Annotated in this window: 22 protein-coding genes; 11 read left to right on the plus strand and 11 right to left on the minus strand. The window is 67.4% G+C overall.

The window, feature by feature from the left end; translation table 11 throughout:
* Positions 1–12 precede the first annotated feature (12 nt).
* Genes F9929_RS02860 through thrC form a run of 5 tightly spaced genes read right to left on the minus strand, consistent with a single transcriptional unit; the run spans position 13 to position 7,229 of the window.
* Positions 13–942 carry a pyridoxal-phosphate dependent enzyme gene (locus tag F9929_RS02860; RefSeq protein WP_152045004.1) on the minus strand — a complete coding sequence of 310 codons (930 nt, stop codon included), beginning with the start codon at positions 940–942 and terminating at the stop codon, positions 13–15.
* Complete coding sequence (locus F9929_RS02865; RefSeq protein WP_235918960.1) at positions 929–3,841, minus strand: EAL domain-containing protein; 2,913 nt, start codon at positions 3,839–3,841, stop codon at positions 929–931. The genes F9929_RS02860 and F9929_RS02865 overlap by 14 nt, the downstream gene beginning before the upstream one ends.
* A gap of 11 nt (positions 3,842–3,852) precedes the next feature.
* Complete coding sequence (locus F9929_RS02870) at positions 3,853–4,503, minus strand: GNAT family N-acetyltransferase (RefSeq protein ID WP_152045006.1); 651 nt, start codon at positions 4,501–4,503, stop codon at positions 3,853–3,855.
* A 12-nt stretch (positions 4,504–4,515) separates the two neighbouring features.
* Positions 4,516–5,823 carry a M16 family metallopeptidase gene (locus F9929_RS02875; RefSeq protein WP_152045007.1) on the minus strand — a complete coding sequence of 436 codons (1,308 nt, stop codon included), beginning with the start codon at positions 5,821–5,823 and terminating at the stop codon, positions 4,516–4,518.
* Positions 5,820–7,229 carry a threonine synthase gene (gene thrC / locus F9929_RS02880; RefSeq protein WP_152045008.1) on the minus strand — a complete coding sequence of 470 codons (1,410 nt, stop codon included), beginning with the start codon at positions 7,227–7,229 and terminating at the stop codon, positions 5,820–5,822. The genes F9929_RS02875 and thrC overlap by 4 nt, the downstream gene beginning before the upstream one ends.
* Positions 7,230–7,369: 140 nt before the next feature.
* On the opposite strand from thrC, the gene F9929_RS02885 reads away from it, so the two are divergent.
* Complete coding sequence (locus F9929_RS02885; protein WP_152045009.1) at positions 7,370–7,897, plus strand: hypothetical protein; 528 nt, start codon at positions 7,370–7,372, stop codon at positions 7,895–7,897.
* Between the two features lie 4 nt (positions 7,898–7,901).
* Here the strand turns inward: F9929_RS02885 and F9929_RS02890 are convergent, their stop codons facing one another.
* Positions 7,902–8,588 carry an HAD family hydrolase gene (locus tag F9929_RS02890; protein WP_152045010.1) on the minus strand — a complete coding sequence of 229 codons (687 nt, stop codon included), beginning with the start codon at positions 8,586–8,588 and terminating at the stop codon, positions 7,902–7,904.
* 148 nt (positions 8,589–8,736) lie between these two features.
* Between F9929_RS02890 and F9929_RS02895 the strand changes: the two genes are divergently transcribed.
* Positions 8,737–9,888, plus strand: coding sequence for a site-specific DNA-methyltransferase (locus F9929_RS02895; RefSeq protein WP_152045011.1), 1,152 nt, complete (start codon positions 8,737–8,739; stop codon positions 9,886–9,888).
* A 158-nt stretch (positions 9,889–10,046) separates the two neighbouring features.
* Here F9929_RS02895 and mutY read toward each other — a convergent pair whose 3' ends face one another.
* Entirely contained in the window at positions 10,047–11,144 is a 1,098-nt protein-coding gene (mutY, locus tag F9929_RS02900) for an A/G-specific adenine glycosylase (protein WP_193227583.1), read from the minus strand.
* Between the two features lie 153 nt (positions 11,145–11,297).
* On the opposite strand from mutY, the gene F9929_RS02905 reads away from it, so the two are divergent.
* The 4 genes from F9929_RS02905 to ppdK all read left to right on the plus strand — a co-directional run bounded on the left by F9929_RS02905 (position 11,298) and on the right by ppdK (position 16,744).
* A complete protein-coding gene (locus tag F9929_RS02905) occupies positions 11,298–12,650 on the plus strand; it encodes an O-antigen ligase family protein (RefSeq protein WP_193227584.1) in 1,353 nt (450 codons plus the stop codon).
* Positions 12,647–13,150: a DUF721 domain-containing protein gene (locus F9929_RS02910; RefSeq protein WP_152045014.1), complete on the plus strand. Its 504-nt coding sequence runs from the start codon at positions 12,647–12,649 to the stop codon at positions 13,148–13,150. The genes F9929_RS02905 and F9929_RS02910 overlap by 4 nt, the downstream gene beginning before the upstream one ends.
* An 89-nt stretch (positions 13,151–13,239) precedes the next feature.
* On the plus strand, positions 13,240–13,938 hold the full coding sequence (locus F9929_RS02915) for a DsbA family protein (protein WP_152045015.1): 699 nt from the start codon (positions 13,240–13,242) through the stop codon (positions 13,936–13,938).
* A 100-nt stretch (positions 13,939–14,038) separates the two neighbouring features.
* Positions 14,039–16,744: a pyruvate, phosphate dikinase gene (gene ppdK, locus F9929_RS02920; RefSeq protein WP_152045016.1), complete on the plus strand. Its 2,706-nt coding sequence runs from the start codon at positions 14,039–14,041 to the stop codon at positions 16,742–16,744.
* Positions 16,745–16,751: 7 nt separating this feature from the next.
* On the opposite strand, the gene F9929_RS02925 is transcribed toward ppdK, so the two are convergent.
* Positions 16,752–17,165 (minus strand): hypothetical protein, encoded by a 414-nt coding sequence (locus tag F9929_RS02925; RefSeq protein WP_152045017.1) that lies wholly within the window; start codon positions 17,163–17,165, stop codon positions 16,752–16,754.
* Positions 17,166–17,360: 195 nt separating this feature from the next.
* Here F9929_RS02925 and F9929_RS02930 point away from each other — a divergent pair, with 195 nt between their 5' ends.
* Entirely contained in the window at positions 17,361–18,230 is an 870-nt protein-coding gene (locus F9929_RS02930) for a DUF1499 domain-containing protein (RefSeq protein ID WP_193227585.1), read from the plus strand.
* Here F9929_RS02930 and F9929_RS02935 read toward each other — a convergent pair.
* From F9929_RS02935 to F9929_RS02945, 3 genes are read right to left on the minus strand one after another with little or no spacing between them, the layout of a single operon-like run.
* Positions 18,227–19,150 (minus strand): MBL fold metallo-hydrolase, encoded by a 924-nt coding sequence (locus tag F9929_RS02935; RefSeq protein WP_235918962.1) that lies wholly within the window; start codon positions 19,148–19,150, stop codon positions 18,227–18,229. The genes F9929_RS02930 and F9929_RS02935 overlap by 4 nt on opposite strands.
* Positions 19,147–19,896, minus strand: a complete 750-nt coding sequence (locus F9929_RS02940; RefSeq protein ID WP_193227586.1) for a pseudouridine synthase — start codon at positions 19,894–19,896, stop codon at positions 19,147–19,149. Before F9929_RS02940 ends, F9929_RS02935 begins: the two co-directional genes overlap by 4 nt.
* On the minus strand, positions 19,893–20,822 hold the full coding sequence (locus F9929_RS02945; RefSeq protein WP_152045215.1) for a class I SAM-dependent methyltransferase: 930 nt from the start codon (positions 20,820–20,822) through the stop codon (positions 19,893–19,895). Before F9929_RS02945 ends, F9929_RS02940 begins: the two co-directional genes overlap by 4 nt.
* 163 nt (positions 20,823–20,985) lie before the next feature.
* Here F9929_RS02945 and F9929_RS02950 point away from each other — a divergent pair, with 163 nt between their 5' ends.
* The 4 genes from F9929_RS02950 (at position 20,986) to F9929_RS02965 (ending at position 26,626) form a co-directional block, all read left to right on the plus strand.
* A complete protein-coding gene (locus F9929_RS02950) occupies positions 20,986–21,906 on the plus strand; it encodes a D-alanyl-D-alanine carboxypeptidase family protein (protein WP_152045020.1) in 921 nt (306 codons plus the stop codon).
* Between the two features lie 71 nt (positions 21,907–21,977).
* Positions 21,978–23,027 (plus strand): class II aldolase/adducin family protein, encoded by a 1,050-nt coding sequence (locus tag F9929_RS02955; protein WP_152045021.1) that lies wholly within the window; start codon positions 21,978–21,980, stop codon positions 23,025–23,027.
* Positions 23,020–24,288, plus strand: a complete 1,269-nt coding sequence (locus F9929_RS02960; RefSeq protein WP_152045022.1) for an FGGY-family carbohydrate kinase — start codon at positions 23,020–23,022, stop codon at positions 24,286–24,288. The genes F9929_RS02955 and F9929_RS02960 overlap by 8 nt, the downstream gene beginning before the upstream one ends.
* Positions 24,289–24,424: 136 nt before the next feature.
* Complete coding sequence (locus F9929_RS02965) at positions 24,425–26,626, plus strand: TonB-dependent siderophore receptor (RefSeq protein ID WP_152045023.1); 2,202 nt, start codon at positions 24,425–24,427, stop codon at positions 26,624–26,626.

The raw sequence follows: 26,626 nt of genomic DNA on the forward strand, positions 1-26,626 counted from the left end.
CGGCAGCCTTTTTCAGGCGGCAAGGCTCGCTTGCCATTCGGCGAGCTTGGGGACGGTCACTGTGGCGCCGCCGCACACCACCACGAGCGGCGCTTCCAAGCCGTCGAGAAGCGGCCGGTGACGTTCTTCATAGAGGAGCGCGAGCGTCGCGCCGCAGGCCGGCTCGACCAGAATGCGATGATCATCGAGAAAACGCTCGCAGGCGTCGAGGGCTTCCCGGTCCGACACCACGCCGCAGCGGATCGGTCGGCTTTGCGAGAGCGCGAATGCGTGATCCGCCACCCGCGCCGCGCCGAGCGATGTCGCGATGCTCGTGACCTTGGGAAGCGAAACGTGGCGTTTCGCCTCGACCGACGCTGCGAGGCTCGCCGCGCCTTCCGTTTCCGCCGTCAGGATCGGCAGGGCACTGAGGCCGTTGCGCTCCAGCCCTTCCGCGACGCCGGCAAGCAACCCGCCGCCGCCGACGCAAAGGACTACGCCGTCGAAAGCCACGCCGCTCGCGGCGACCTCATCGATCAGCGTCGCATGGCCTTGCCAAAGAAGGGGGTCGTCGAAAGGGTGGATGAAGGCGGTGTTCTCGTCCACCAAGCCTTGCGCGAGCGCGTTGGCCTCGGCCCAGGCCGCGCCATGGACGATCACCTCCGCCCCGTCCTGCCCAAGAAGGCGCTTGGCATGGTCGGTGGCGGTTTCAGGCACCACTACCGTCACCGGAATGCCCAACATGCGCCCGGCATAGGCGACCGCCATGCCGGCATTGCCGCCGGACGACGAGACGAAGCGCTTGGCGCCGGCGCGGGCATGGGCTTCGCAGGCCGCGCCGACGCCTCGTATCTTGAAGGAGCCCGGCACCTGCAGCGCGTCGAGCTTCAGCCAGACGGTGCGCCCGGTGCGAAGGCTCAAGGGGCGCGAGGCGACGAGCGGCGTATCGTTATGAAGGGGCATGGGACCGTTCTGGAGGAAGTTCGCTCGGGGCGCGGCCCTTGCGGCGCGGCCCGCCGCGCTCGGTGAGGCGGCGTCGCACCTCTTCCTGGCTGAGCGGGGGCGAGAAAAGATAGCTTTGCCCGTATTCGCAGCCGAGCTCGTGAAGCCTGTCGGCATCCTCGGCGGTTTCCACGCCTTCCGCGATCACCGCGAGGTCCAACTCGCGCGCCATGGAGATGATCGACTGGACGATGATCGGGCGCTCCGGCCGGTGCTCGCCGCGCAGGAAGGTCTGGTCGATCTTCAACGTGTCGAAGGGAAAGCGCGTCAGATAGGCGAGCGAGGAATAGCCGGTGCCGAAATCGTCGATCGACAGGCCGACATCCATGTCGCGCAGCCGCGCGAGAAGGTGGGCCGAGCGCTCTGGATTGTCCATCACCATGGATTCGGTGATTTCCAGCTTCAAGCAGCGTGGCGGCAGCGAATAGCGCTCGATAACAGTGCGCACGTCGTTGACGAGGTCCTGTCGGATGAGCTGGCGGCTCGACACGTTCACCGACACGGTGAGCTTCTCGCTGCCCGTCAGCTTGTGCCAGTCGGACAAGCGAAGCGCGGCTTCTTCCAGCGCGAACTGCCCGAGATCGACGATCAGGCCGCAGCTTTCGGCGAGCGGCACGAACTCGGCCGGGGAAATCAGGCCGCGCTTGGGGTGGTTCCAGCGCAAAAGCGCCTCGAAGCCGGCGATCTTCCTGTCCGACAGCCGCACGATCGGCTGGAAGGCGAGGAACAGTTCGTTGCGCCCGAAAGCGCGGCGAAGGTCGGATTCGAGTTCCAGGCGCCCCGAGCCGTTGGTGCGAAGCGCCGGGCGGAAGGGCTCGATGCGATCGCCGCCGAGGCGCTTGGCCTGATACATGGCGAGCTCGGCCTCCTTCAGCGCGGCGTCCGGCGTCGAGCCTTCCGCCCAGCCGGTGATGCCGATGGAGCCGGTGAGAACGATCTCCTTGTCGCCGAAGGCGATCGGCGCCTTGATCGCCTCGCGCAGCTTGTCGGCGAAGCCCGCGATCGCTTCCATCTCGGTTTCCGACACGAGGATCAGACCGAACTGGTCGCCGGAAAGGCGCGCGAGCGAGTCCTGAACCTTCAGGATGCGGCGCAGCCGGCGGCCGACCGTCAGAAGGATCGTGTCGCCCGTGGCGATGCCGAGATCGTCGTTCACCTGCCGGAAGCGGTCTATGTCGATCACGAGAAGGCTTGGCCGAACGTCCGGCCGTGCGGTGGCGAGCGCGCCGATCGATGACAGGCGGTCGATAAAGAGTTCGCGGTTCGGCAGGCCGGTGAGCTGGTCGTGGAGCGAATCGTGCAGCAGCCGTTCCTCGGCCTTTCGCTCGTCGGTGATGTCCTTCAGCGTGCCGACGCAGCGCACGACTTCGCCGTCGCTGCCCAGAACCGGCCGCGCGCGAAGCTGGACCCAATGGTAATGCCCTTCGCGCCCCTTCACCCGGAAGTTCTGCGCGATGCGCCCGCGTCGGTGCTCCAGGATCGTGTCGAGCGTCAGCTTGAAGCGGTCGCGGTCGTCGGGATGAAGGATCGGCAGCCAGTCGCGCGCATGGCCCGTCATCTCGCCGAAGGGCAAGACTTCCGGTCCGTCCTTCTGGCTTCCCGCGAAGATGCGGTCGCGCGTCACGTCCCAATCGAAGATCGCGTCGCCCGTGCCGGCCAGCGCCAGGGCGCGGCGTTCGAGATCGGAGATCGCGCCGCCGGAAAAGCCGGAGCCGGCGAAGGCGTGCTGCATCACCGTAAAGCCGATGAGGAGCACGATGAGAACCAGCCCGCCGCCGAGCGCCGGCTGGATCACGTCGTTGTTGACGCGGCCGGTCACCGTCATCCACCCCGCGAAGGTCCAGACGAGGATGAGAAGCCAGGTCGGGATCAGCATGATCGCCCGGTCGAAGCCGACGGCCGCTAGATAAAGAATCAGGCCAAGGCCGATGACGCCCGTCGCCGCCATGGAAATACGCGCCGCGCCCGCCGCCACCGGCGGATCGAAGCCGCTCGCCGCCCCGAGCGCGCCGAGACCGAGGAGCCAGAGAAGCGTGAAGGCCGAGAAGACGCCGTGCCAGCGGTTGAGGTGGAGATAGGCCGAAAGGAACACGACCAGCGTGAAGGCGAGCGCGACTTCCGTTCCGGCCCGCCAGACGCCTTCCTGGCCGGGCTGGATCGGCACGAGCTTCTGCCAGAAGTCGAAGTCGATGCAGATATAGGCGAGCACGGCCCAGGCGAGCGCGGCGGTGGCCGGAAACATCGCCGAGCCCTTCACCACGAAGAGGATCGTCAGGAAGACCGCCAGAAGGCCGGCGATGCCGAGCACGATGCCGCGATAAAGCGTGTAGGCGTTGATCGTGTCCTTGTAGGCGTTCGGCTCCCACAGCCGGATTTCCGGCATGTCGTGGGACGCCATCTCGGCGACGAAGGTGACGGTGGAGCCGGGATTGAGCGTGACGAGAAAGACGTCGGCCTCGGAACTCGGCTGGCGCTCCAGCGCGAAACCCTCCGACGGCGTGATCGAGGCGATGCGCTGGCTCCCGAGATCCGGCCAGATCACGCCGGAGCCGGGCAGGCGGAAGTTCGGCGCGACCACGAGGCGGTCGAGCTGCACGTCGGTATTGTTGGCGATGGCGAACACCGCCCAGTCGCCGGAGGAATTGGGGGAGTTGGCCTCCACCTCGATGCGGTGGACGATGCCGTCGGCGCCGGGCGCGGTGGAGACCTGAAAGCTCTTGCCCCGGTCACGGTGAATCTCGACCGCCGGCTTCAGGTCGATGGCAACATCGTCGCGCGCGATCCCGACCGCTTCCAAGGCGAAAGCGGGCAAGGGCGCGGCGAGTGCCATCAGGAGGAAAAGACAGAGCCGAAGGAGCATCGCAACCGGGTTCATGGACCCACCGGATCGGGGCTCGTGAACGAGGAGGCCGGCGCGTCGCGGTTCTCGGGGCCGGGCAGGCGTGTCCAGTCCTCCGCCAGAAGCGCGTAAAGGTGATGGTCCTCCCAGGAGCCGTCGATCTTCAGATATTTTTTCAGGTAACCCTCGCGGCGAAAGCCGGTTCTTTCCAGAAGGCGCATGGAGCGCGCGTTCGAAGGAAGGCAGGCGGCCTCGATGCGATGCAGGCCTTCGACCTCGAACACGAACGGTTTCAGAAGCTCAACGGCGGCGCGCATCAAGCCCTTTCCCGCGTGAGCCTCTCCCATCCAATAGCCGAGCGTGCAGCACTGCGCGACCCCCCGCCGGATATTCCCGACCGTGATGCCGCCCAGAACCTCACCGCCGCCCGGCGGCAGAAGAAAGAAGGTGAAGGAGGTCCGCTCGTGCGCTTCCTGCACGTAGCGCGACAGATGCTGGCGATAGGAGCGGCGCGACAGTTCGTCGACGGGCCTCAGCGGCTCCCAGGGCTTCAGGAAGTCGCGGCTTTCCTCGCGCACCCGTCGCCAGCTTTCGTAGTCGCGCCCTTGCGGCAGGCGAAGGACGACCCGCTCGCTCCTGAGGGTCGGACCCATCGGCGCAAGAAAGATGTCCAGAAGTCCCATCGCGTCGCGGTTTCAGTGGTGCGCGGCGGCCAGCTTCGGTCCGGCCCCCGCCGCCGTCAGCCCGCCGGCGATCTCGCCGACGCTCGGCAGGCGGCTGATCGGGCCGATGGCCGCCAGCGTCGGCGCGCGATCGAGGAAGGTCGCGGCGGCCAGTTCCGTCAGGCGCCCGGCGGTGACGGCCGACAAGCGGTCGAGAAGCTCGGTGTTGGAGATGATCGCGCCGTTGAACATGAGCTGGCGGGCGATCTGGCCGGCACGCGAAGACGGGCTTTCCTGGCTCATCATCAGGCTGGAGCGCATCTGCGCTCTGGCGCGCGCGACTTCCGCGTCGTGGATGCCCTCGCTCGCGCGGGCAAGCTCCTCGGCGATCACGGGGGCGAGTTCGGCGAGTTCCTCCTCGCCCGTCGCCGCATGGACGCCGAAGATGCCGCTGTCGGAATAGCTCCAATGGAAGGAATAGATCGCGTAGCAAAGGCCGCGCTTTTCGCGGATTTCCTGAAACAAGCGAGACGACATGCCGCCGCCGAGGATCAGGGAGAGGATCTGCGAAGAATAGAAGTCGCGGGCGTAGTAGGGCCGCCCTTCGAAGCCGAGCACCATCTGCGCGTCCATCAGGTCGCGCGTTTCGCGGAACTCCCCGCCGGTATAAAGGGCTGTCGGGCGCTGGGCCGCCATGTCGAGTTCGGACCTCGGCATCCTGCCGAAAGCCGCTTCGATCTGGCGCACCACGGCGTCGTGGTCCACCGCCCCCGCCGCCGACACCACGATGCGCTCGGGCGAATAATGGCGTGCGAGATAGGAGCGCAGCCGATCGGGCGTGAAGGAGCGCACCGTGTCGCGGGTGCCCAGAATCGGTCGGCCGATGATCTGGTCCTGAAAGGCTGTTTCCTGGAAATGGTCGAAGACGATGTCGTCGGGCGTGTCTTCCGCCGCGCCGATCTCCTGCAGGATCACCTGCTGCTCGCGCTCCAGTTCCTCCTCGTCGAACTTCGAGTCCAGCATGATGTCGGACAGGATGTCGAAGGCGAGCGGCACGTCCTCCTTGAGGACGCGGGCGTAGTAGGAGGTGGTCTCGACGCTGGTGGCGGCGTTGAGTTCGCCGCCGACATCCTCGATCTCCTCGGCGATCTGGCGGGCCGTGCGGCGCGAGGTGCCCTTGAACGCCATGTGCTCGAGAAGATGGGCGATGCCGTGCTCGCCCTCCGTCTCGTCTCTCGCACCCGCCTTCACCCAAACGCCGAGCGCGGCGCTTTCCAGCGCCGGCATGACTTCGGTGGCGACGGTCAGGCCGTTGGAAAGCTTGGTGATCTCGACGCTCATGCGGCTTTGCCTTCGCTGGTCGCCCGCGAGCGCGCGGAGATGAAATCCTGAACGGCGCGAAGGTCGTTCGGCAACTCGTCGAAGATTTCGGCGCGCTCCATCAGCCCCTCGTGGCTCGGGGGGAGGGTAGGCGAGCGGCCGCAGGCCTTCTCGACCGCCAGCGGGAACTTCGCCGGATGGGCGGTGCCGAGCGTCACCATGGGAACCGACCCCGTCTGTCCACGCGCCACATGGACGCCGACGGCCGTGTGCGGATCGAGAAGATAAGCGCTCGTGTCGAGAACGTCGCGGATCGTTTCCGCCGTTTGCGCCTCGTCGGTGCGCCCGGCGTCGAACTCGGCGCGGATCTTCGTCAGCGTGCCTTCCGGCAGGGTGAAGGCGCCGCTTTGCGACAGGCCGGCCATCAGGGAGCGGATGGAAGCGGCGTCGCGTCCGCCTGCTTCGAACAGGAGGCGCTCGAAGTTGGAGGAGACCTCGATATCCATGGACGGCGAAGCGGTGGCATGGACGCCGGCCGTCTCGTAGCGCCCGCTCGCCATGGCGCGCGCCAGGATGTCGTTCTGGTTGGTGGCGATCACCAGCCGGTCGATCGGCAGGCCCATGCGCTTGGCGGCGTAGCCGGCGAAGATGTCGCCGAAATTGCCGGTCGGAACGGTGAAGGAGACCTGGCGGTCCGGCGCGCCGAGGCTGAGCGCGGCGGTGAAGTAATAGGTGATCTGGGCCATGATGCGCGCCCAGTTGATGGAATTGACGCCCGACAAGGCCGTGTCATGGCGGAAGCGCGCGTCGTTGAACATCGCCTTCACCAGCGCCTGGCAATGGTCGAAATTGCCTTCCACGGCGATGGCGTGGACGTTCGCCGCCCCGTGCGTCGTCATCTGCTTCTGTTGGACGGGCGACACGCGACCCTTGGGGAAGAGGATGAAGATGTCGGTGCGCGTCGAGGCGGCGAAGGCCGCGATCGCCGCGCCGCCGGTATCGCCCGATGTCGCGCCGACGATGGTGGCGCGCTGCCCGCGTTCTTTGAGGACATGGTCCATCAGGCGGGCGAGAAGCTGCATCGCCACGTCCTTGAAGGCGAGCGTCGGCCCGTGGAAGAGTTCCAGCACGTAGTCTTTCGGCCCGATCTGCACGAGCGGAGCGACGGCCGGATGGGGGAAGGTGGCATAGGCCTCGTCCACCATGCGCTTCAGGACGCTCTCAGGGATTTCCGGTCCGACGAAGGGCTTGAAGATCGCCAGCGCCACGTCCGCATAGGGCTTGTCGCGAAGGCTGCGGATCTCGTCATCCGAGAATTGCGGCCATTCCGCCGGGACGTAAAGGCCGCCATCGCTGGCAAGGCCGGCCAGAAGGACGTCGGAAAAGCCCAAGGTCGGCGCTTCGCCCCGCGAACTTACATATCTCACGTCGCTGCTCACTTCCCGCGTCTTTCCGGGCCTCGGCTCGGCCTCCCCACGGATCGAGATCTCGCATCTCGCACCCGTCGCCTCCGGCCCGGTGGGCTGTTATAGAACGGGGCGCCACGATATGGGAAGAACCACGCACGATGCCGCCCCGACCCTGCCGCTTCGCCGCCCTTATGGCTCCGATCCTCGCTTTGTCGGCGTGCGGGCCGACGGCCGATCGCCAGGCCGCGCCCACCGACGATTTTCGCCGCCCGGTCAGCGCCGATGCCGAAGGCACCGTGCCCGATTATTGCCCGCGCGTTTCCTTACGCGAAGGCACGGCGATCCTGCGCAAGGGGGCGGGCGAGAACCTCCAGTACATCGCTTCCATCACGCAAACGACGCGCGAATGCCGCGTGGTGGACGGCGAGCTTCGCATCAAGGTCGGCGTTTCGGGCCGCGTCGTGCCGGGGCCGGCGGGTGGTGCGGGCTCGGCCCCCCTGCCGATCCGCGTCGCCGTGACGCGGAACGGGGGGGAAGTGCTCTACGCCAACAAGGGAACGCAGAGCGTGTCCTACGCCACCGGCTCGGCCGGCCGCTTCGTTTATGTCGACGAGATGGTGCGCGTGCCCGAGCCGGCGGCGAAGAACTATTCGATCTTCGTCGGCTTCGACGACAGCGGGAAATAAGTTTTCAGGTCTCGGCCCAGCTCGACAGGGCTTCCACCACGGCGGGAAAGTCGGACAAGCGCGAGATCACGGTCTCGACGCCGACATCGCTCAAGGCCTCGCCGTGGCCGGGATAGCTGTGCGAAGCGCCGGTGAAGCCGACGACGCGGCAGCCGGCTGCGACGGCGGCTGCCGCGCCATGCACCGAATCCTCCAGAACCACCGCCCGGCGCGGCTCGACGTCGAACTCCTTGCAGGCATGGAGAAACACGTCGGGCGCGGGCTTCGGCCGGCCTTCGCCGACCTCGCGCGCCGGGTAGACGTAAGGCCGGAAGCGGTCCCATAGGCCGACATGGCCGAGCATGAACTTCAGCTGCGCGCCGGTGGAGTTCGAACAGATGCAGCGCGGCAGGTCGAGCGCGTCCAGCATCGCGCCGACGCCCTCGATGGCGACGAGTTCCTTCGGCACGCGCTTGTCGAAGGCTTCCGCCACGCGCCCTTTCAGGTCGTCCGGAAAATTGATGCCCGTTTCGGCGGTCAGGAGCTCGATGATCCGCGCCCAGGTCAGCCCCGCGAAGCGATGCGCGATCTCTTCGGCCGAAAGATCGCAGCCGTATTCCTTCAGGATCGTCGATTCGACTTTTGCCGCAAGAATCTCCGAATCGATGAGAACGCCGTCGCAGTCGAAAATGACGAGGGACAGGGAGGACATGAAGGCTCCGGAATGCGCATGTTCGAGCGTCCGGGTACAGGAAGCTCGTGCGGAGGTCGATAAGAAAGGCGCGGCGCTTAGCGATTGGTTTACCCTATTCGGTAACCATGAATCCGGTTGATCGTTCTTGCGTACCGGATGTCGATTCATGGCTCTCACCCGTCTTCGTACCGTTTCCAAGACCCGCGAGATCGGCGAGGTCGCCCGCGCTCCCGAGCCGTGGCTGGACACGATCATTCGCGGCGATTGCATCTCGCGCATGGAGATGCTGCCCAAGCATTCGGTCGACGTGATCTTCGCCGACCCGCCCTACAACCTGCAGCTCGGTGGCGACCTGCATCGCCCGGACCAGTCCAAGGTGGACGCGGTGGACGACGCCTGGGACCAGTTCGAAAGCTTCGCGGCCTATGATGCCTTCACGCGCGCCTGGCTTCTCGCCGCCCGCCGGGTGTTGAAGCCGAACGGCACGATCTGGGTGATCGGCTCCTATCACAACATCTTCCGCGTCGGCGCGATCATGCAGGATCTCGGCTTCTGGATGCTGAACGACGTGGTGTGGCGGAAAACCAACCCGATGCCGAACTTCCGCGGCCGCCGCTTCCAGAACGCCCACGAGACCATGATCTGGGCCTCGCGCGACAAGGAAGCCAAAAGCTACACCTTCAACTACGACGCAATGAAGGCTGCCAACGACGACGTGCAGATGCGCTCCGACTGGCTGTTCCCGATATGCTCAGGGAGCGAGCGCCTGAAGGACGAGGACGGCAACAAGGCGCATCCGACGCAGAAGCCCGAAGCGCTTCTCGCCCGCGTTCTTTTATCCTCCACCAAGCCCGGCGACGTGGTGCTCGATCCCTTCTTCGGCTCCGGCACGACGGGCGCGGTCGCCAAGAAGCTCGGCCGCCATTTCGTCGGCATCGAGCGCGAGCAGGCCTACATCGATGCCGCGACTGCCCGCATCGCCGCCGTGGAAACCTTGGGGGCGAGCGCCCTCAAGGCCGCGCCCACCAAGCGCGCCGAGCCGCGCGTGCCCTTCTCCAGCCTCATCGAGGCGGGTTTGGTGAAGCCGGGCTCGCTTCTCACCGACGCGCGCGGCCGCTGGACGGCGGAAGTGCGCGCCGACGGCACGATCGCGGTGAACGGCGAGGTCGCCTCCATCCACCGTCTCGGCGCGAAGGTGCAGGGACTGGACGCCTGCAACGGCTGGACCTTCTGGCACCTTCGGGAAGGAAGCGCGCTGACGCTGATCGACGACTTGCGCGTAAAGGTGCGCGCCGGCATGAGTGGCGCGGGGGCCTAAGAACCGGGGACAGAACCTGGCGGAGGAGGGCTGGCGCGGACTTTTCGCTCCCGGCGAGGCGCCGAGCGCAGTCCATGCAGCGCATGGGCGAGCATCGGCAACGAAGTCCGGGGGCGGAAAGGCTCGTCAGACCGACCCGCTGGGTTCTGTCCCCGGTTCTAAGACTTCGAGACGAGGGCGGTCTCGATCGCCCGGCGCATCAGGGTCGGCAGGGCTTCGGTGAGGAGGCGCTCGGGCGGCGACCACCAACCGTCCGTGCCCTTCGGCGCCGCGTCCAGTTCCGCGCGCCAGACTTCGAGGGTCAGGTCGAAATGGGTGAAGCCGTGCGCCACCGTGCCGGCTTCCTTCCACGCGGCCGGAAAGGGGGCGGCGTCGGCTCCCGTTGCGCCGTCCGCCTTCGCGCTCCAGCCGCTTGTCGGCGGCTCGGCCATGTCGCCGAGCATGCCGAGCGCCGGGCGTCGGCGCAGGAACACCGCGCCGTCGCAACGGCGCACCGCGACAAAGGCCGCGCCCCGCCGGCTCGGCTTGGCGCGCTTCGGGGCCTTCGCCGGCAGGCGCTCGGCGATGCCTTTGCCTTGCGCCTCGCAGGAAGGCTGAACGGGGCAGATCACGCAGGCCGGACGGCGCGGCGTGCAGATCGTCGCACCGAGATCCATCATGCTTTGCGCGAAATCGCCGGGCCGTAAACGCGGCGTCATGGCTTCGACGCGGGCGCGGATCAGCGGGCGCGATTGCGGCAAGGGCGTCTCGATCGCGAAAAGCCGCGACGTGACGCGCTCGATATTGCCGTCCACCACGGCGGCCGGCTCGTCGAAGGCGATGGCCGCGATGGCCGCGCTCGTATAATCGCCGATGCCGGGCAGGCGCTTCAGCCCTTCCGCTGTCGATGGAAACACGCCGCCATGCTCGGAGGCCACCGCCTTGGCGCAGGCATGGAGGTTGCGGGCTCTGGCATAATAGCCGAGCCCGGCCCAAGCGCCCATCACCTCCTCGCTCGGCGCGGCCGCCAAGGCCTCGACATTCGGCCAGCGTTGGAGAAAATCGAGGAAGTAGCCGGACACGGCCGCGACCGTCGTCTGCTGAAGCATCACCTCCGACAGCCACACGCGGTAGGGATCGGGCTTGACGCCTTGGCGTCGATCCGCCGGCGAAACCCGCCACGGTAGAATGCGCGCGTGGCGATCGTACCAGCCGAGCATACGCACCGCGATGCTCTCGGCCGCCTGATGGCCGTCCGCCTTCGTCTTGACTTGCATGACCGTATCGTCGCATCGACATCGAAACGCGGTCGCCCTCGACCGCCAACGTCCGGCGAAATTTTGGCTCCACGACATTCGACAAAGCCCACCGCGCCGGCCTTGGCAAGAGCCTTCGGCATGGGTCACGATGGCGCTGTGAATAGCGGCCCTATGCCGCCGCGCAGCGGGCTCGATCTCCTGGCGCCGGCGCCCGCTCACGCGCGGACCGGTTCGTTGGGACACGCCCGCGCCGTTCTGTTCCGCCCATCGCGTCTCGATCTCGGTCGCCGCAACGGCTGGTCGAACTTCGCCTTCTTCGTTCTCGCCGCCGCGGGCGGATCGGGCGCGACGGTGGTGGCCATTCTTCTCGCCTCCTGGTCGCTGATCTCGATGGCCTTGCGCCGCTTTCGCGTCCGGATCGAGCGCTCGGACCTGCCGGTTCTCCTATCCTTGATCGGCTTCTTCGCGGTGATGGCGGGGTCGGATCTCATCCATGCGGGTGGCGACGGAGGGGCGGGTCTCGGCCATGCCTGGCATCTGGTCGGCAAGCTTCTCCTGTTTCTTCTCCCCGTCTTCCTGATCCCCCGGATGCGCTGTTCGGTGTTTCGCGACACCCTGCCGCCGGCTTTTGCGGGCGCGGCGGTGGGCGGCGTTCTCCTGATTCCGATCTGCATCCTGTCCTATGCGATCGAGGGCGAGCGCGTGGCGGGGCTCGCGGGCAATCCCGGGCCCTTGTCGATCTGCGCGCTTCTGGCCGCCGGCTTTTCGGTTCTGTCCTTGCCGGACCATCCGACGCGCTCGCGCGCGGTTCTGGCCGTCGTCGGGTGCCTCGGGGCAAGCTTCGCGGTGATGATGTCGGGCATGCGCGGTGCGTGGCCGGCCCTGCCGGTGGTGATCGCCATCGCTCTTTTCGCCCGTCGTGGCGCCGTGGTCGAGCGCTGGCGCGCTAAATCGCCGCTCGTCCAGGCGGCGATGAGCGTCGCGGTTCTTCTTGGCGTCGCGCTGGTCGCCGTCGCGGTGGCGCGGGTGGTCGGCACGCGGGTCGAGGCGATGGTGTCGGACCTGTCGCAAATCGCCGCCGACGTGGATTCGGCGACCTCGCTCAATCTTCGCCGCGCCATGTACGAGGCGGGGATGCAGGCCTTCGCCGCGCAGCCCTTCTTCGGTTATGGCGAAGCGGCGCGTTGGTCGGCGATCCAGCCCTATCTCGACAGCCAGGCCTTCGCCGGTTTCTCCTTCAGCCATCTCCACAACATCTTCCTGACCGTCGGGGTGGATGCCGGCCTCCTCGGCATCGCGGCGCTCTGCTTCGTCCTGGCCGCGCCGGTCTGGACGGCCTGGCGGGCGCGCGGGCGGATCGGCGGCGGCCGGCGGCTGGCGGCGTCACTGGTGCTGGTCACCGCCTTTCTGGTGCCGGGTTTTTCCAACATCATGTTCTTCCACGATATCCTCGATTCGGTCTGGGTGTTTGCGGCGACGCTGATCGCCGCCTCCGTTCCGCCTCGGCAAGGGCAGGCCGCATGAAACGCGCCAGACGAGGGCCGACGCCCGTCGGCGAAATGGCCTCCGCGATCCTCGACCCGGTGCTGCGCCGCAAGGCCGGCATGACCATCGGGCTCGTCCAAGCCTGGGGCGAGATCGTCGGCGCGCGGCTGGAACAGGTGACACGCCCCGAAAAGCTGGTCTGGCCGCCGGAAGGTCAGGGCACCGAACGCGACTTTCGTCCCGCCACCCTCGTTGTCGCCTGCGAAGGCGCGGCGGCCTTGCGCCTCCAGCATCAGGCGGGCGAGATCGTCCAGCGCGTCAACGCCTATCTCGGCCACCACGCGGTGGACCGGCTGCGCATCGTTCAGAAGCCGGTCGCCGTTCCGGTGCGCGACCTGAAGCCGAAGCTGCGCAGCTTGAAGCCGGGGGAGGGCGAGCGGGTGGAGGCGATGGTGGAGCGCATCGAGGACCCGAAGCTTCGCGCCGCCCTTGCCGCCTATGGCGAAAGCATTCTGCGGCGACTTCCCGCAAAACCGTGAGGGAGGTGCGGTGCCGCCGGCTTGGCAGCGCCGCAATCCGCTTCTACTAGAGACGGCGAATCGAAGGCTTTAAAGAAAGGCCGCGCGCCATGGCATCCATTCGCAACTCATCCGCGCTTCGAGCGCTGGCGGCAGCCGGGCTCCTCGCGGCCGTCTCATTGGCGGTCGTGCCGGCTTTTGCTCAGGAAGCCGCGACGCCCGTTCCGGGCGCCGCCGCCAAGGCGCCCGAGGCCAAGGGCACGGTGGATGTCGCCAAGCTGATGGAGCCCGGCCCGCTTCCCGATATCGTGATGGGCGATCCGAACGCTCCCGTCACCATCGTCGAATACGCCTCCATGACCTGCGGCCATTGCGCCGACTTCGCGGTCAACACGCTGCCGCAGATCAAGAAGGACTATGTCGACACCGGCAAGGCCAAGATCGTCCTGCGCGAGTTCCCCTTCGATCCGCGCGCCGTCGCCGCCTTCATGCTGGCGCGCTGCGCGCCGGACGGTCGCCGCAACGCCATGGTCGAGGTCCTGTTCGAGCAGCAGGAAACATGGGCGCGGGCGCAGAACGCCTCGCAGGCGCTTCTCGACATCGCCAAGCTCGCCGGCTTCACGGACGAGGCCTTCAAGGCCTGCCTCACCGACAAGGACCTTCAAACCAAGGTCGTGGCGATGCAGCAGCGCGGCGAAACGGAGTTCGGCGTCCAGGCGACGCCGACCTTCTTCATCAACGGCAAGCGCTACGAGGGCTCGCTGCCTCCGGCCGAGTTCGCCGCCGCCATCGACGCCGCCGGCACATGATGCGATAACTTTATTGCGCCGCAGCAATTGGCGGCGGCGCAGTTCTTTCTTAAGTTCGCCCTGCGATGGGGATCGCGGACGAGGAGCCAAGCGCCGCGCCATGGCGAAGCGGATTCACACATTCCGGCAGGGTTCGGCGGAGCGGCCGGCCGACGCGTTGGAGGCGCTCGGCTCCAAGGGCGCCAATCTCGCGCTTCTGGCCGCGCTGGACCTTCCCGTTCCGCCGGGCTTCACGATCACCTCCGGCGCATGGCGCGAAGCTTCCAGCACCCCGAACGAACTCCCCGCCGGCTTGCGCGTCGATGTCGGCACGGCGGTGAAATGGCTGGAGGACGTGACCGGCCGCGTTTTCGACGGCGCGACCCGGCCCTTGCTTCTCGCCGTTCGCACCGGTGCCCGCACCCCCATTCCCGGCCTCGCCGAAACCGTTCTCGATGTCGGGTTGAACGACCGCACGGTGGAAACCATCGCCGCCGAACTCGGTGACGCGGGTTTCGCCTTCCGCAGCTATCGGCGTTTCCTGGAATCCTTCGCCGGCCTTGTCTTCGGCATCGACGGGGCCGAGTTCGAGGACGTCTTCGAGGCGGAGCGGCTGGACGGCGGCTGGAACGGGGTCGAGCCCGGGGAGGCGCGCGAATGGCGCCGCCTCGTGTCGCGCTACCATGCGTTCATCGAGGAAGTGGCCGGCCTGCCGCTGCCGCAATCGCCGATCGAGCAGTTGCTGAGCGTGGTGGAAGCGAGCTTCTCCTCCTGGCGCAGCCCGCTGGCGCGCTCGTTCCGTACCCTCCACGGCATACCCGAAAATGCCGGCCTGTCGGTGACGGCGCATGCCATGATCTTCAACGAGCGCGACATGAATTCGGGGACGGGCCGCGCCCGTTCGCGCGATTTCGCGACCGGCCGGGCCGCCTTGACCGGCGAATTCGGCTTCGGCGGACGTTCGGCCACCGAAACGCGTTTCGGCGAAGGCGGGCCGATCGGGGAACTCGCCGACTTCGCCCGCGCCGGCGCGGAGCCAGCCTTTCCCGCCGATATCCAGGCGCTCGCCGCCCATGTGGCCCGGCTGGAAGCGCATTTTGGCGACGCGGTCGAGGTCGATTTCATGGTCGGCGATTCGGAACTTTTCCTTCTCCAGTCGCGCGTCGCCAAGCGCAGCCCCGCCGAAGCGGTGCGGATCGCCATCGGCCTCGTGGAGGACGACCTGATCGACGAGGACGAGGCGATCCTGCGCATCGATCCGACCTCGCTCGACCAGTTGCTGCATCCCGCCATCGTCAATCGCGACAGCCTTCAGGTGATCGGCAAGGGCCTGCCGGCCTCGCCGGGTGCGGCCAGCGGCGCCATCGCCTTCACCACGGAGGACGCGCGGCGCGCGGCGGGCGAAGGGCGGGCCGTGATCCTGGTTCGCAACGAAACGCATCCGGAAGACATCCACGGGATGCATGTTTCGGAAGGCATTCTCACCATTCGCGGCGGCACCACCAGCCACGCCGCCGTGGTCGCGCGCGGCATCGGCAAGCCCTGCGTCACCGGTGCGGGCGCACTCCGGCTGGACGCCGCACGGGGGCTTCTCACCGCCGGCACCTTGTCGCTGAAGGCCGGCGACACGATCACCATCGACGGGTCCAGCGGCGAGGTGATCTTGGGCGGCGCCGAACTCGAGCGCCCGAGCCTTGCCGGGGAACTGGCGCGCCTCATGGATTTCGCCGACAGGGCGCGGCGCATGGTGGTGCGCACCAATGCCGAAACGCCGGCCGAAGCGCGCGCGGCGCGCGCTTTCGGGGCGGAAGGCATCGGCCTTTGCCGCACCGAGCATATGTTCTTCCAAGGCGACCGCGTGCCGGCCATGCGCCGGATGATCCTCGCCCCCGACGAGAAGGGCCGGCGCGAAGCGCTGGCCGAGCTTCTGCCGTTCCAGCGTTCGGACTTCGTGGAGCTTTTCGAGATCATGGCCGGCCTGCCGGTCACGATCCGCCTTCTCGACCCTCCGCTTCACGAATTTCTGCCGAAGGGCGAGGCCGAGATCGCCGAGGTCGCCAGCCAGTTCGGCATCGAAGAGCGCGTCCTCGCCGACCGCATCGCCAAGCTGGAAGAGTTCAACCCCATGCTCGGCCATCGCGGCTGCCGCCTCGCGATCTCGCATCCCGAGATCGTCGAGGTCCAGGCGCGCGCCATCTTCGAAGCGGCGATCGAGGCCGAGAAGCGCTCCGGCGCGGCCGTGGTGCCCGAAATCATGGTGCCGCTCGTCGGGCTGAAGGCCGAACTCGACTTCGTGAAGGCGCGGGTGGACGAGGTGGCCCAACTCGTGATGGCCGAACGCGGCCAGTCTCTCGACTACCGCGTCGGCACCATGATCGAACTGCCGCGCGCGATTGTGCGGGCCGACGCCATCGCGGAGGTCGCGGACTTCTTTTCCTTCGGCACCAACGACCTGACGCAGACCGTCTTCGGCATCTCGCGCGACGATGCGGCGAACTTCCTGTCGACCTATGAGAGGAAGGGCATCATCGCCCGCGATCCGTTCCAGTCGGTGGATGTGGAAGGCGTCGGCGAACTCATCGCGCTCGGCGTCGAGAAGGCGCGTCGGACGCGGCCGGACATCGTGCTCGGCGTGTGCGGCGAACAGGGCGGCGACCCGGCCTCCATCGCTTTTTTCGAGCAGACGGGGCTGGACTACGTGTCCTGCTCGCCCTTCCGCGTGCCCGTGGCGAGGATCGCTGCCGCGCAGGCTGCGATCCGCATTTCCCGCAGCCTGAAGGGACCGGGCGTCAAAGGGCGAGGGCGCCTCGCCCCCGCCGGCGAGTAGGGTCGGCTCAGGACGCGAGCGTGGCCGGCGTCTCGTCGTCCTCCACCAGATCGTCGCGGATGCGCTTCAACACGCCGACATAGGCTTCGGCGAAGCCGTGGAAGCGCTCGCCCACTTCTTCGCGGTCCGCGACGCGGATTTCGCGCTCGTCCTCGTCGAGGACGGCGAAGACGATGCGGCTTTCGGTGGCTCCCGGAACGCGGATGGCGGCGATGCGCGAGGCGTCCTCGACCGAACCGTCGGAGGGCACGTCGAACAGGATCTCGCCGCCGACCACCTCGGCCGCGCCCCTGACGCAGGCCTCGAAATTCTCGGCGGATGGCTCGTGCATGTCGAGCGCGAGTTCCATCTCGACGGTTTCGACTTGTTCCGGGCGGGAGAGCGCAGCCGCGCCGGCATGGACTTCGCTTCGCATGGACATGGATATTCCCCCTTTCGGTGAGGCGTCGGCTGGTGCCGTGTCGCCTCGTCGGGGCGAGATTGCCGCACCGAATGGGGCCTCATGATGGCGCGTGCCGGAGCCGCCTTCGCGCGCCGTGCCCCTTCCGTCCCCCGGCCGGTTCGGCTTAATGCTGTTGCGATCACCACCTCGCGGCACTCGCCGGGACCGGAGCGAATGGCAGGGCATTATCTTCGCAAAAGGCTGCGCAGCGCGCCCGTCGCCCGGCGGATGGCATGGTTTTCCGGCATTCTCCTCGTCGTGTCGGCGCTGATGCTGCGGCTCGGCGCGGTCGAGTTCGCCGTTTTCGAGATCCTTCTGGCGCTTGTCGCGACGATCGGCGGCGCGGCGCTGGTTCTCGCCGGCTTCGGCCTTCAGCGTGTGTGGAGCCGGGGGCACGAAGGCGGCGCGGCCGCGCTCGGAGCCTTCGTCGTCGGATTGTTCGTCGCCGCGCCCTTTGCGCTCGGCGGGGCGCTCGCCTTGTCCAATCCGCCGATCAACATGGCCGAAACCGACGGTCTTGCCGAAGCCGTGGACGAGCCGGCGCCGGTCGACCCCGCCGCCGTGGTCAACGGCCGCGTTTTCCCGGTGCGCGCGTCGCAGATGTACCAGACCGTGCGGCTCGTTCTCGGCGATGTCGGCTGGAGCGTTTCGGGCGTCGAAACGGCCGACCCGAAACCCGTCGCCGAAGACACCGCCGAGCCGCCGGAGCCCGCGCCCGCGCCGTCGGTGATTGCGGGAGGCATTCCGGTGCCGACGCCCCGCGTTGCGCCGGACGAGGAAGCCGGGGAGGGTGAAGCCGATCCGCTCGACCGGCCGGAATCGGGCGAATATCGCGTGACCGCGGAAGCCAGAGACCTGATCTTGAGGCTTCCGAGCGATGTGGAAATCCGCATCACGGAAGACGAGGAACAGGCCTATCTGGACCTGCGCTCGGTGTCGCGCTTCGGCTCGCGCGATCTCGGGCAGAACCGCCGCTTCATCGAGAACTTCTTGGAGCGCGTCGACGCCGCCATGATCGGCGCGACATCGACGCCCAAAGGTTAAGCCAGCCGGTAGCGCGCACCGAGCGAGGGCGGTCCGTCTGCGAGGATCTGGCCGCGCCGCACGAGGTCTTCCAGATGCGCCAGAACCGACAATCCCGCCGCGCCGTGGAGCTTGGGGTCCGTGTCGCGGTAGAGCCGGGACACGATGGCGGCGACGCTGTCGTCGCCGTTCCGCACCGCCGCGACGATGGCTGCCTCGCGGATCAGCCGATGCGCCTTGATCGCGCGCACGAAGGCGCGGGGGCGCTTGACCTCGCCGCCATGGCCGGGAAGGTAGAGGCTGTCCGACCGCGCCATCAGCTTGTCGAGCGAGGCCATGTAGTCCGCCATGGCGCCGTCCGGCGGCGCGACGATGGTGGTGGACCAAGCCATCACGTGATCGCCGCTGAAAAGCGTGCCCGCCGCCGCGCCGTCGATGAACGCGAAGGCGAGATGGTTGGCGGTGTGGCCGGGCGTCGCGACGACTTCCAGCGTGCCGATGTCGGTGGACAAGCGCTCGCCGTCGCCGAGCGTTCGGTCGATGGCGAGGTCCATGTCGCCAGCCGAATCGAGCGCGTTTCCCTCGCCGGCGCGCAAGGGGCGCGAGGGCCGGTGCGGACCCTCGGCCCAGACCGGCGCATCGAAGAGTTTTCGAGCTTGGCGCACGAGCGCGGTATGGTCGCGATGGGTGTGGGTGAGAAGGATCGCCTCCACCGGGCGGCCCGCGACCGCTTGTTCCAGCACGGCCAGGTGCCGCGCATCGTCCGGCCCCGGATCGAGAAGGAAAAGCCGCTCCTCGCCCAGAAGATAGCTGTTGGTGCCGTGAAAGGTGAAGGCGCTGCCGTTCGGCGCGGTGATGCGAAGCACGCCGGGCGCGACCGGCACGGCCTCGCCGTGGCGTGGCTCGAAGGCCCGCTCCAGCGAGAGAGAAGGGCGTTTCACGGTGTCGGTGCCTTCACCGCGAAGATCGCGTCGATCTCGGCTTGGCCGAGCGCCATCCATTGGCCGGGCTTGAGGTCGGCCGGCAGTGCCAGTGCGCCCATGCGGTCGCGGTGCAGCGCTTCCACGTGGTTGCCGAGCGCGGCGAACATGCGCCGCACCTGATGATAACGCCCTTCATGCACCGTCAGCGCCGCTTCGCGGGCCCCAAGCACCTCCATCTCGGCCGGCAGCAGGGGTTTTTCCTCGCCTTCCAGCATCAGGGTGCCGGTCGCGAAGACACCCGCCTCGGTGCCGTTCAAGGGCCGCGCGAGCGACACGAGATAGCGTTTGGGCACATGGTGCTTGGGCGAGATGATGCGGTGGAGGAGCGCGCCGTCGTCGGTGAGAAGCAGGAGCCCCGAGGTTTCCTTGTCGAGCCGTCCGACCGTGGACAGAGCCGGATCGCGACGCCGCCAGCGCGGCGGCAGGAGCCCGTAGACGAGGGGGCCGGCCTCTCTATGCGAACAGGTGACGCCGAGCGGCTTATGCAGCATCAGAACGAGGCCGGGCAGCGGATCGAGCGCTTCGCCGTCCACCACCATGCGGGCGGAGAGGTCCGGCGCGACCGCCATGCGCGCTTCGGCGTCAAAGACGGGCGCGCCGTCCAGCGTGATGAGCCCCCGGCGCGCCAGCATCTGGATCTCGCGCCGCGAACCATAGCCGAGATTGGCGAGAAGACGGTCGAGCCGCGATGTCGGTATCTTCATCGCCTGGCCTCGAAGATCTTGTAGGCGCCGGTTTCGGCGAGCGTCGACACGCGGGCGAAGGCGGCGGAAAGCGTCGCCTCGTAGGGTAGGTGCCGGTTGGCGACGATGAAGGCCGTGCCGCCCTTGCGCAAAACGTCGGCGGCGCGGCGGATGAAGGCCTGGCCGAGATTGCGATCCTCCGCGCCGCCATCGTGGAAGGGCGGGTTGGACAGAACGAAGTCGAGCTTCTCGACTTGGGCGAGCGGTTGGCGCAGATCCGCCCAGCGCACGCTGACGCGCGGGTCGGGCAGGTTGCGGCGGCAAGCCTCCACCGCGCGCCCGTCGGTGTCGACGCAGACGAGTTCGGTGACGCCGGCATGCCCGAGTGCGGCGCGGCCGAGAACGCCGATGCCGCAGCCGAGATCCGCGCCGCGCCCCTTCAAGGCGGGCAGGTGGTCGAGCAGCATCTGGCTGCCGGGATCGATCCGGTCGAAGGCGAAGATGCCGGCCTGCGTCCAGAAGCCGGTCGCCTCGTGGAAAAAGGGCGAGCCCGCCGCGATGGCCTCGGCGAGGCCCGCCGGGCTTGTCGGCCGCGCGAACTCGGCGATGCGGAAGTGTCGGCGCGCGTCGAAGGCGGCTTCGCAACCGAATGCCTCAAGTTCGGCCTGGAGGCGCGATCCGCCCTTGGCCTTCGGGGCCAGCACGGTGAAATGCGCTCCCGGCCGGGCCGCTTGCAAAAGCTTGGCGATCGCATAGCGCCGCTCGATCGTGCCGGGCGGGGCGAGGATCACGGCCGACGCCACGCCCGATTGCCCAAGGTCTTCCAGCGCGGCCGCGTTCGGCACGAGCGGCGAGACCTGGGTCGCGTGGCTCGCGAGTTCCACGAGTTCGTCCGGCGGAAAACCGTAGACTACGTGGCGGTCCGGCAGGGGAGAGTTCGTCACCATCACCGCCTCATAACGCGGCTTTTCCGAGCCGGCCACCGTTCCTTGAGGCTCCGTGATGCAAGGCGGCCATTCCCCCGCATGGTGAACAAGCCTTAAGGAGATGGCGACTAGAATTTAAGCGAAGGCGCGGCGGTTCCGCGCTTGGTTCATAGCCGGAACGACGATGGCCTCCAGCTTTTCCTTCACCCGGACGGGGCTTCTCGCGCTCGCCGCCGCGTTCGCGCTCGGTGGGTGCCAAAGCGCGCAGCTTTCCGCCGAGGGCGTTTCGGCGAGCCCCCGAACCTCCACCGTCTTCGAGGACGTGACGCTCGGCTATGTCGAGCCGCGCGCTCCGGCCGAACTCGTGATGGACTACCAAAGCGGCCGCGTGTTGCACGAGCTGAACCCGGACGGCCTGCGCTACCCCGCCTCGCTGACCAAGATGATGACGCTTTATCTCTTGTTCGACGCGGTGGATTCCGGCAAGCTCACGCTCGACACGCCGCTTTACGTCAGCGCCAACGCCGCGCGGCAGGCTCCGTCCAAGCTCGGCCTCAAGGCCGGCACCAAGGTCGCGGTCGGCGATCTCGCCCACGGCATCGCGACGAAATCGGCCAATGATGCGGCCATGGTGGTGGCAGAAAACCTCGGCGGTTCCGCCGATGGCTTCGCCAAGATGATGATGGCGAAGGCCCGCTCCATCGGCATGCGCCGCACGAGCTTCGTCAACCCCAACGGTCTGCCCGATCCGCGCCAGATCTCCACGGCGCGCGACATGGCGATCCTCGCCCGGTCGCTGCGCGCCGCCCATCCGCGCTTCACCTCCTTCTACGCCATGACCGGCTATTCCTTCGAGGGACGGCCCTACCGCTCCACCAACAAGCTCCTCGGCAAGGTCCAGGGCGTCGACGGCATGAAGACCGGCTATATCCGCGATGCCGGCTTCAACCTCGTCGCCAGCGCCGAGCGGCACGGCAAGCGGATCATCGTGGTGGTGATCGGCGGGGAAACCGGCCGCTCGCGCGACGCGGAAGTGACGCGGCTGGTGGACGCCTATCTCGGCCCCGCCGACCCGATGCCCGCCATGGCCTCGCTCACGCAATAAAGTTCATGCCGCGATAATAATTGCGAGGCGTCTCGTCCTGTCCTAACTTCAACGGGGGCAGGAGGAATGCGATGACGGCGGCGCAAACGGAACTCGCTAGGCTGAGGGCCCTGTCGGCAAGGCTCGGGGAGGACGTGACGCGCACGCAGGGCGCGGGCGGCAACACCTCGCTGAAAGCCGACGGCACCATGTGGATCAAGGCCTCCGGCACCTGGCTCGCCGAGGCCGAACGCTGCGACATCATGGTGCCGGTGGACGTGGAGCCGCTGCGCGAGGCCTTTCGCGACGGCGATCCGCGCGCCGAGAAGGCGACGGACTTCGTGCTGACGGATCGCAACCCGAGCGGTTTGCGGCCTTCCATCGAAACCTCCGTCCATGCGGTGATCGACCATCCGGTCGTCCTCCACATCCACTGCGTAGAGACGATCGCGCTCGCCGTTCGTACCGACGCCCGCGAGGAAGTCGCGCGACGACTCAGCGGGATCGAGGGCGTCGATTGGGCCCATGTGCCCTATCGCCGGCCCGGCGTGCCGCTCGGCAAAGCCATCGTGGACGCGCAGACGCCGGGCACGAACGTCCATATCCTCGCCAATCACGGCCTCGTCGTTTCGGGCACCGATGTCGGGGAAGCGGAAGCGCGGCTGGAGCGTGTCGTTGCGGCCTTGCGTCAACCGACGAGCTTCCCGGCGCCGGAGGGGGTGGGCGGCCTCGATGCCCTTGCCGCCGGGTCGCCCTACCGCCCTGCCTCCGATCCGATCATCCATTCGCTCGCGGCCTCGCCCTGGCGTGTCGAGATCGCGAGTGGCGGGCCGATGTATCCCGACCATGTGATCTTCCTTGGGAGCCAAACCGGGGTTCTCTCCGAAGGCCGATCCTTGTCGGACTTCGGTTCCTCAACCGAGCCGCCGAAGATCGTCGTGGCTCCCGGCCGGGGCGTTTTCCTCCACGAAAGCGTCGATCGGGGCGGGGAACTCATGGCGCGCTGCCTCGCCGAGGTCGCGGCCCGTTTGCCCGAAGGCGCGCCGCTTCGCCGCCTGACAGGTGAGGAGGTTCATGCGCTGACGAACTGGGAAGCCGAGAAGTATCGGCAGACCTTGGGGAGGCAAGCCAGCAATGGCTGAAGCGCGCGTCGTCGGCATCGATATCGGCACGTCGGGCGTGCGCGTCGCGGCTCTGAGTGAGGCGGGCGAAGTGCTGGGGCTCGTCAGCCGGTCCATCGCGCAAGCGCCGCGCTCGCCCGCTTTTTGGTGGCAGGCGGTGGGCGAGGCGGTTGGCGAGCTTGGGCGACGCACGAATCTTAGCGCCGTGGCGGGCGTTTGCGTCGACGGCACGTCCGGCACGATGCTTGGACTGGATGAGGAGGGCGAGCCGGTCGGCGCGCCCATCATGTATGACGAGCCGGCCGGCGACGCGGCGGTTCTGGCGGCTATCGAGGCGGCCGCACCGGAAACCAGCGCGGCGCGGGGCGCGAGTTCGGCGCTGGCGAGGGCCGTGGTGCTCGGCCGCCGGCCGGGCGTGTCGCGCGTCCTCCATCAGGCCGACTGGCTGCTCGGTCGCCTCGGCGCAGGCTTTGCCGTCAGCGATTTCAACAATGCGCTGAAAACGGGCTTCGACCCGATCACCGCGCAATGGCCGGACTGGATCGCCGATGTCGGGGTCGAGATCGGCAGGCTGCCGCGCGTTTTCGCCCCCGGAACGCCCGTCGCCATGGTGGGTGAAGCGGCAAGGGCGCTCGGCCTGCCGGCCGGTGCACGGCTTCATGTCGGGACCACGGACGGCTGCGCGTCGTTTCTGGCGACGGGCGCCAGCGAACTCGGGGAGGGCGTCTCCGCGCTCGGCTCCACCCTGACGCTGAAGCTCCTGTCCGACCGCCCGGTCTTCGCCCCGCAATACGGCATCTACAGCCATCGGCTGGCCGAGAAATGGCTCGTCGGCGGGGCCTCCAATACCGGCGGCAAGGCAATTCTGTCGCTGTTTGCCGAAAGCGAGTTGCCGAGGCTCACCGCCGCCATGCGGCCCGACCGGCCGACCGGCTTCGATTATTATCCGCTGGCCAAGCCCGGCGAGCGCTTTCCGATCGCGGACGGTTCGCTCCCGCCGCGCCTGACCCCGCGCCCGGACGACGAGGCCTTGTTCTTCCAAGGGGTTCTGGAGGGCATCGCCGCCGTCGAGGCGCTCGGTTATCGCCGGCTGGTGGAACTCGGCGCGCCGCCGCTCGTCTCGGTGCGCAGCGTCGGCGGGGGCGCGTCGAACGAGCCCTGGAGCGCCATCCGACAGGCGAAGCTCGGGGTGCCTTTTCTCGAAGCGCGCTCGCAGGAAGCCTGCGTCGGGACGGCACTTTTGGCGCTCGCCCAGATCGGACGCCCGCTCGTATCTCCTTGAATCTGGAACTCTTCCAGAATTGTGGCGGCGTCGCCACAATTGCTGCACGAAGCTGCGCGCGCGGCAAATATGAATTGCTGAGTCAGCTTAAAATCCCATAGGTCTCGGACGTTCAATACCGACGTTCGGACCTTCCATGTCTTCCCGCTTTCACCTTTCCGTTGCCGCCTGCGCGCTGGTCGCCGCCTTCGCCCCCGCGGCGGTGGCGCAACAGGCGATCGAACTCGATACGGTGACGATCGACGCGAACGGCAACCAAGGCAACGCGGGCGGTGCGAGCGACATCGCCGGTGGTGCGGCGACCGGCCCGGTTAATGGCTACGTCGCCAAGCGCACCACCACGGGCTCCAAGACCGGCACCCCGCTGGTGGAGGTGCCGCAGTCGGTCTCCGTGATCGGGCGGCAGGAACTCGACGATCGCGGCGTGCAGAAGGTGGACGAGGCCCTGCGCTACACGCCCGGCGTCTTCTCGCAGCCCTTCGGCCAGGACACCGACACGGACTGGATCTATATTCGCGGCTTCAACGCCACACAGACCGGCGCCTATCTCGACGGGCTGAATCTTTACTCCTACGCCTTCGGCGGCTTCATCATCGATCCGTTCCTTCTGGAGCGCGTCGAGGTGTTGCGCGGTCCCGCTTCCGTTCTCTACGGCGGCAGCAATCCGGGCGGCCTCGTGAACTCGGTGTCCAAGCGCGCGACGGGCGAGCGCATCGCCTATGTCGAGGGCGCGATCAACGACGACCCGAACGGCTACGGCGCCTTCGATCTCGGCGACAAGATCACCGAAGACGGCGCGTGGAGCTACCGCGTGCTCGGCAAGCTGCAGGGCGGCGACACCGATACGGAATTCGCCCAGAACTTCCGCGGCCTGATCGCCCCGAACCTGACCTTCCAGCCCGACGCCGACACGCGGCTGAACCTCTACGCCACCTACCAATACGACGACCAGAACCACGTCACCGGCTTCCTGCCCTATGTCGGAAGCGAGGTCGATGCGCCCTTCGGCAAGATTTCCCGCGACATTTTCTATTCCGAGCCCGATCTCGACAGCTTCCTGAACCGCCAGGGCACGGTCGGCTACGAGTTCGAGACGGACGTTTCGGAGAACGCGCGGGTCGTGTCCAACACCCGCTACGGTCATTCGGAGCGCTCCGAATATGGCCCGTATTTCTTCGGCTACTACAATCCGGCGACCGGCTTTGGCGGATTGACCAACCCCGTGGCGCCCGACTACCTGATCAACCGCCTGAACTTCGCGCATGACACGAAGGTCGATACGGTGACGACCGACAACCGCCTCGTGGTGGAGTCCGATCCGGGGCTGATCGATCACCAGTTCATGGTGGGCATCGACTACAAATATTTCGGCATCGATCAGGTCCAGGCGTCCGGCGTGGCCGCGCCGCTGAACCCCGTGAACCCGATCTACACGAACAGCCTCGCCCCACTTTCCGCGCCTTATCTCAACGAGAAGATCGACCTCAACCAGTTGGGCTTCTACGCGCAGGAACAGGCCAAGTTCGGCGGCGGCTTCATTCTGACGCTGAACGGGCGCTACGATCAGGTCTGGATCGACCGCAACGATCGCGGATCGTTCAATAACGATTACAGCGGCGACGAGGGGGCTGCGAGCGGCCGGGCAGGCCTCGCCTACGAGTTCAAGAACGGCCTCGTTCCCTATGCCAGCGTGTCGCGCTTCTTCAATCCGCAGATCGGCACGAATGCCCAGGGCGATGCGGTGGAGCCGGAGGTCGGCGAACAGTATGAAGTCGGCCTGAAATACGCGCCGACCTTCGTGGACGCGGTCTTCACCGCCTCGCTCTTCGACCTGACGCGCCGCAACACGCTGCAGAGCGTCGCACCGCTTTTCATTCCGCAGGCCATCGGCGAGATCAATTCGCAAGGCGTCGAACTCGAAGCCAACGTCAACATCGACCGCAACTGGAAGATCAAGGGCGCTTTCACCGCCTTCGATCTGACCATCGAGCGCGACGCCAACGAGAACATCGTCGGCAACCGGCCCTTCCTCGTGCCGGAAGTGCAGGCCTCGGCCTGGGCCGACTATACGGTCGCGGGCGGTTCGCTCGACGGCCTCGGTGGCGGGGTCGGCGTGCGCTATGTCGGCGACTCCTATGCCGACAACGAAAACGAGTTCAAGGTCGACGCTTCGACCGTTTTCGATGCGGCTCTCCGCTACAACCGCGATAATTGGGGCGTGTCGGCCAACGTCACCAACGTCTTCGACAAGAAGGCCGTGTCCGGTTGCCAGAACACCTATGCCTGCGGCTACATCGAAGGCCGGGGCGTTCTCTTCAAGGGCCATGTAAGCTGGTAG

The organism is Aureimonas psammosilenae (assembly GCF_009176975.1).
Classification (GTDB): Bacteria; Pseudomonadota; Alphaproteobacteria; order Rhizobiales; family Rhizobiaceae; genus Plantimonas; species Plantimonas psammosilenae.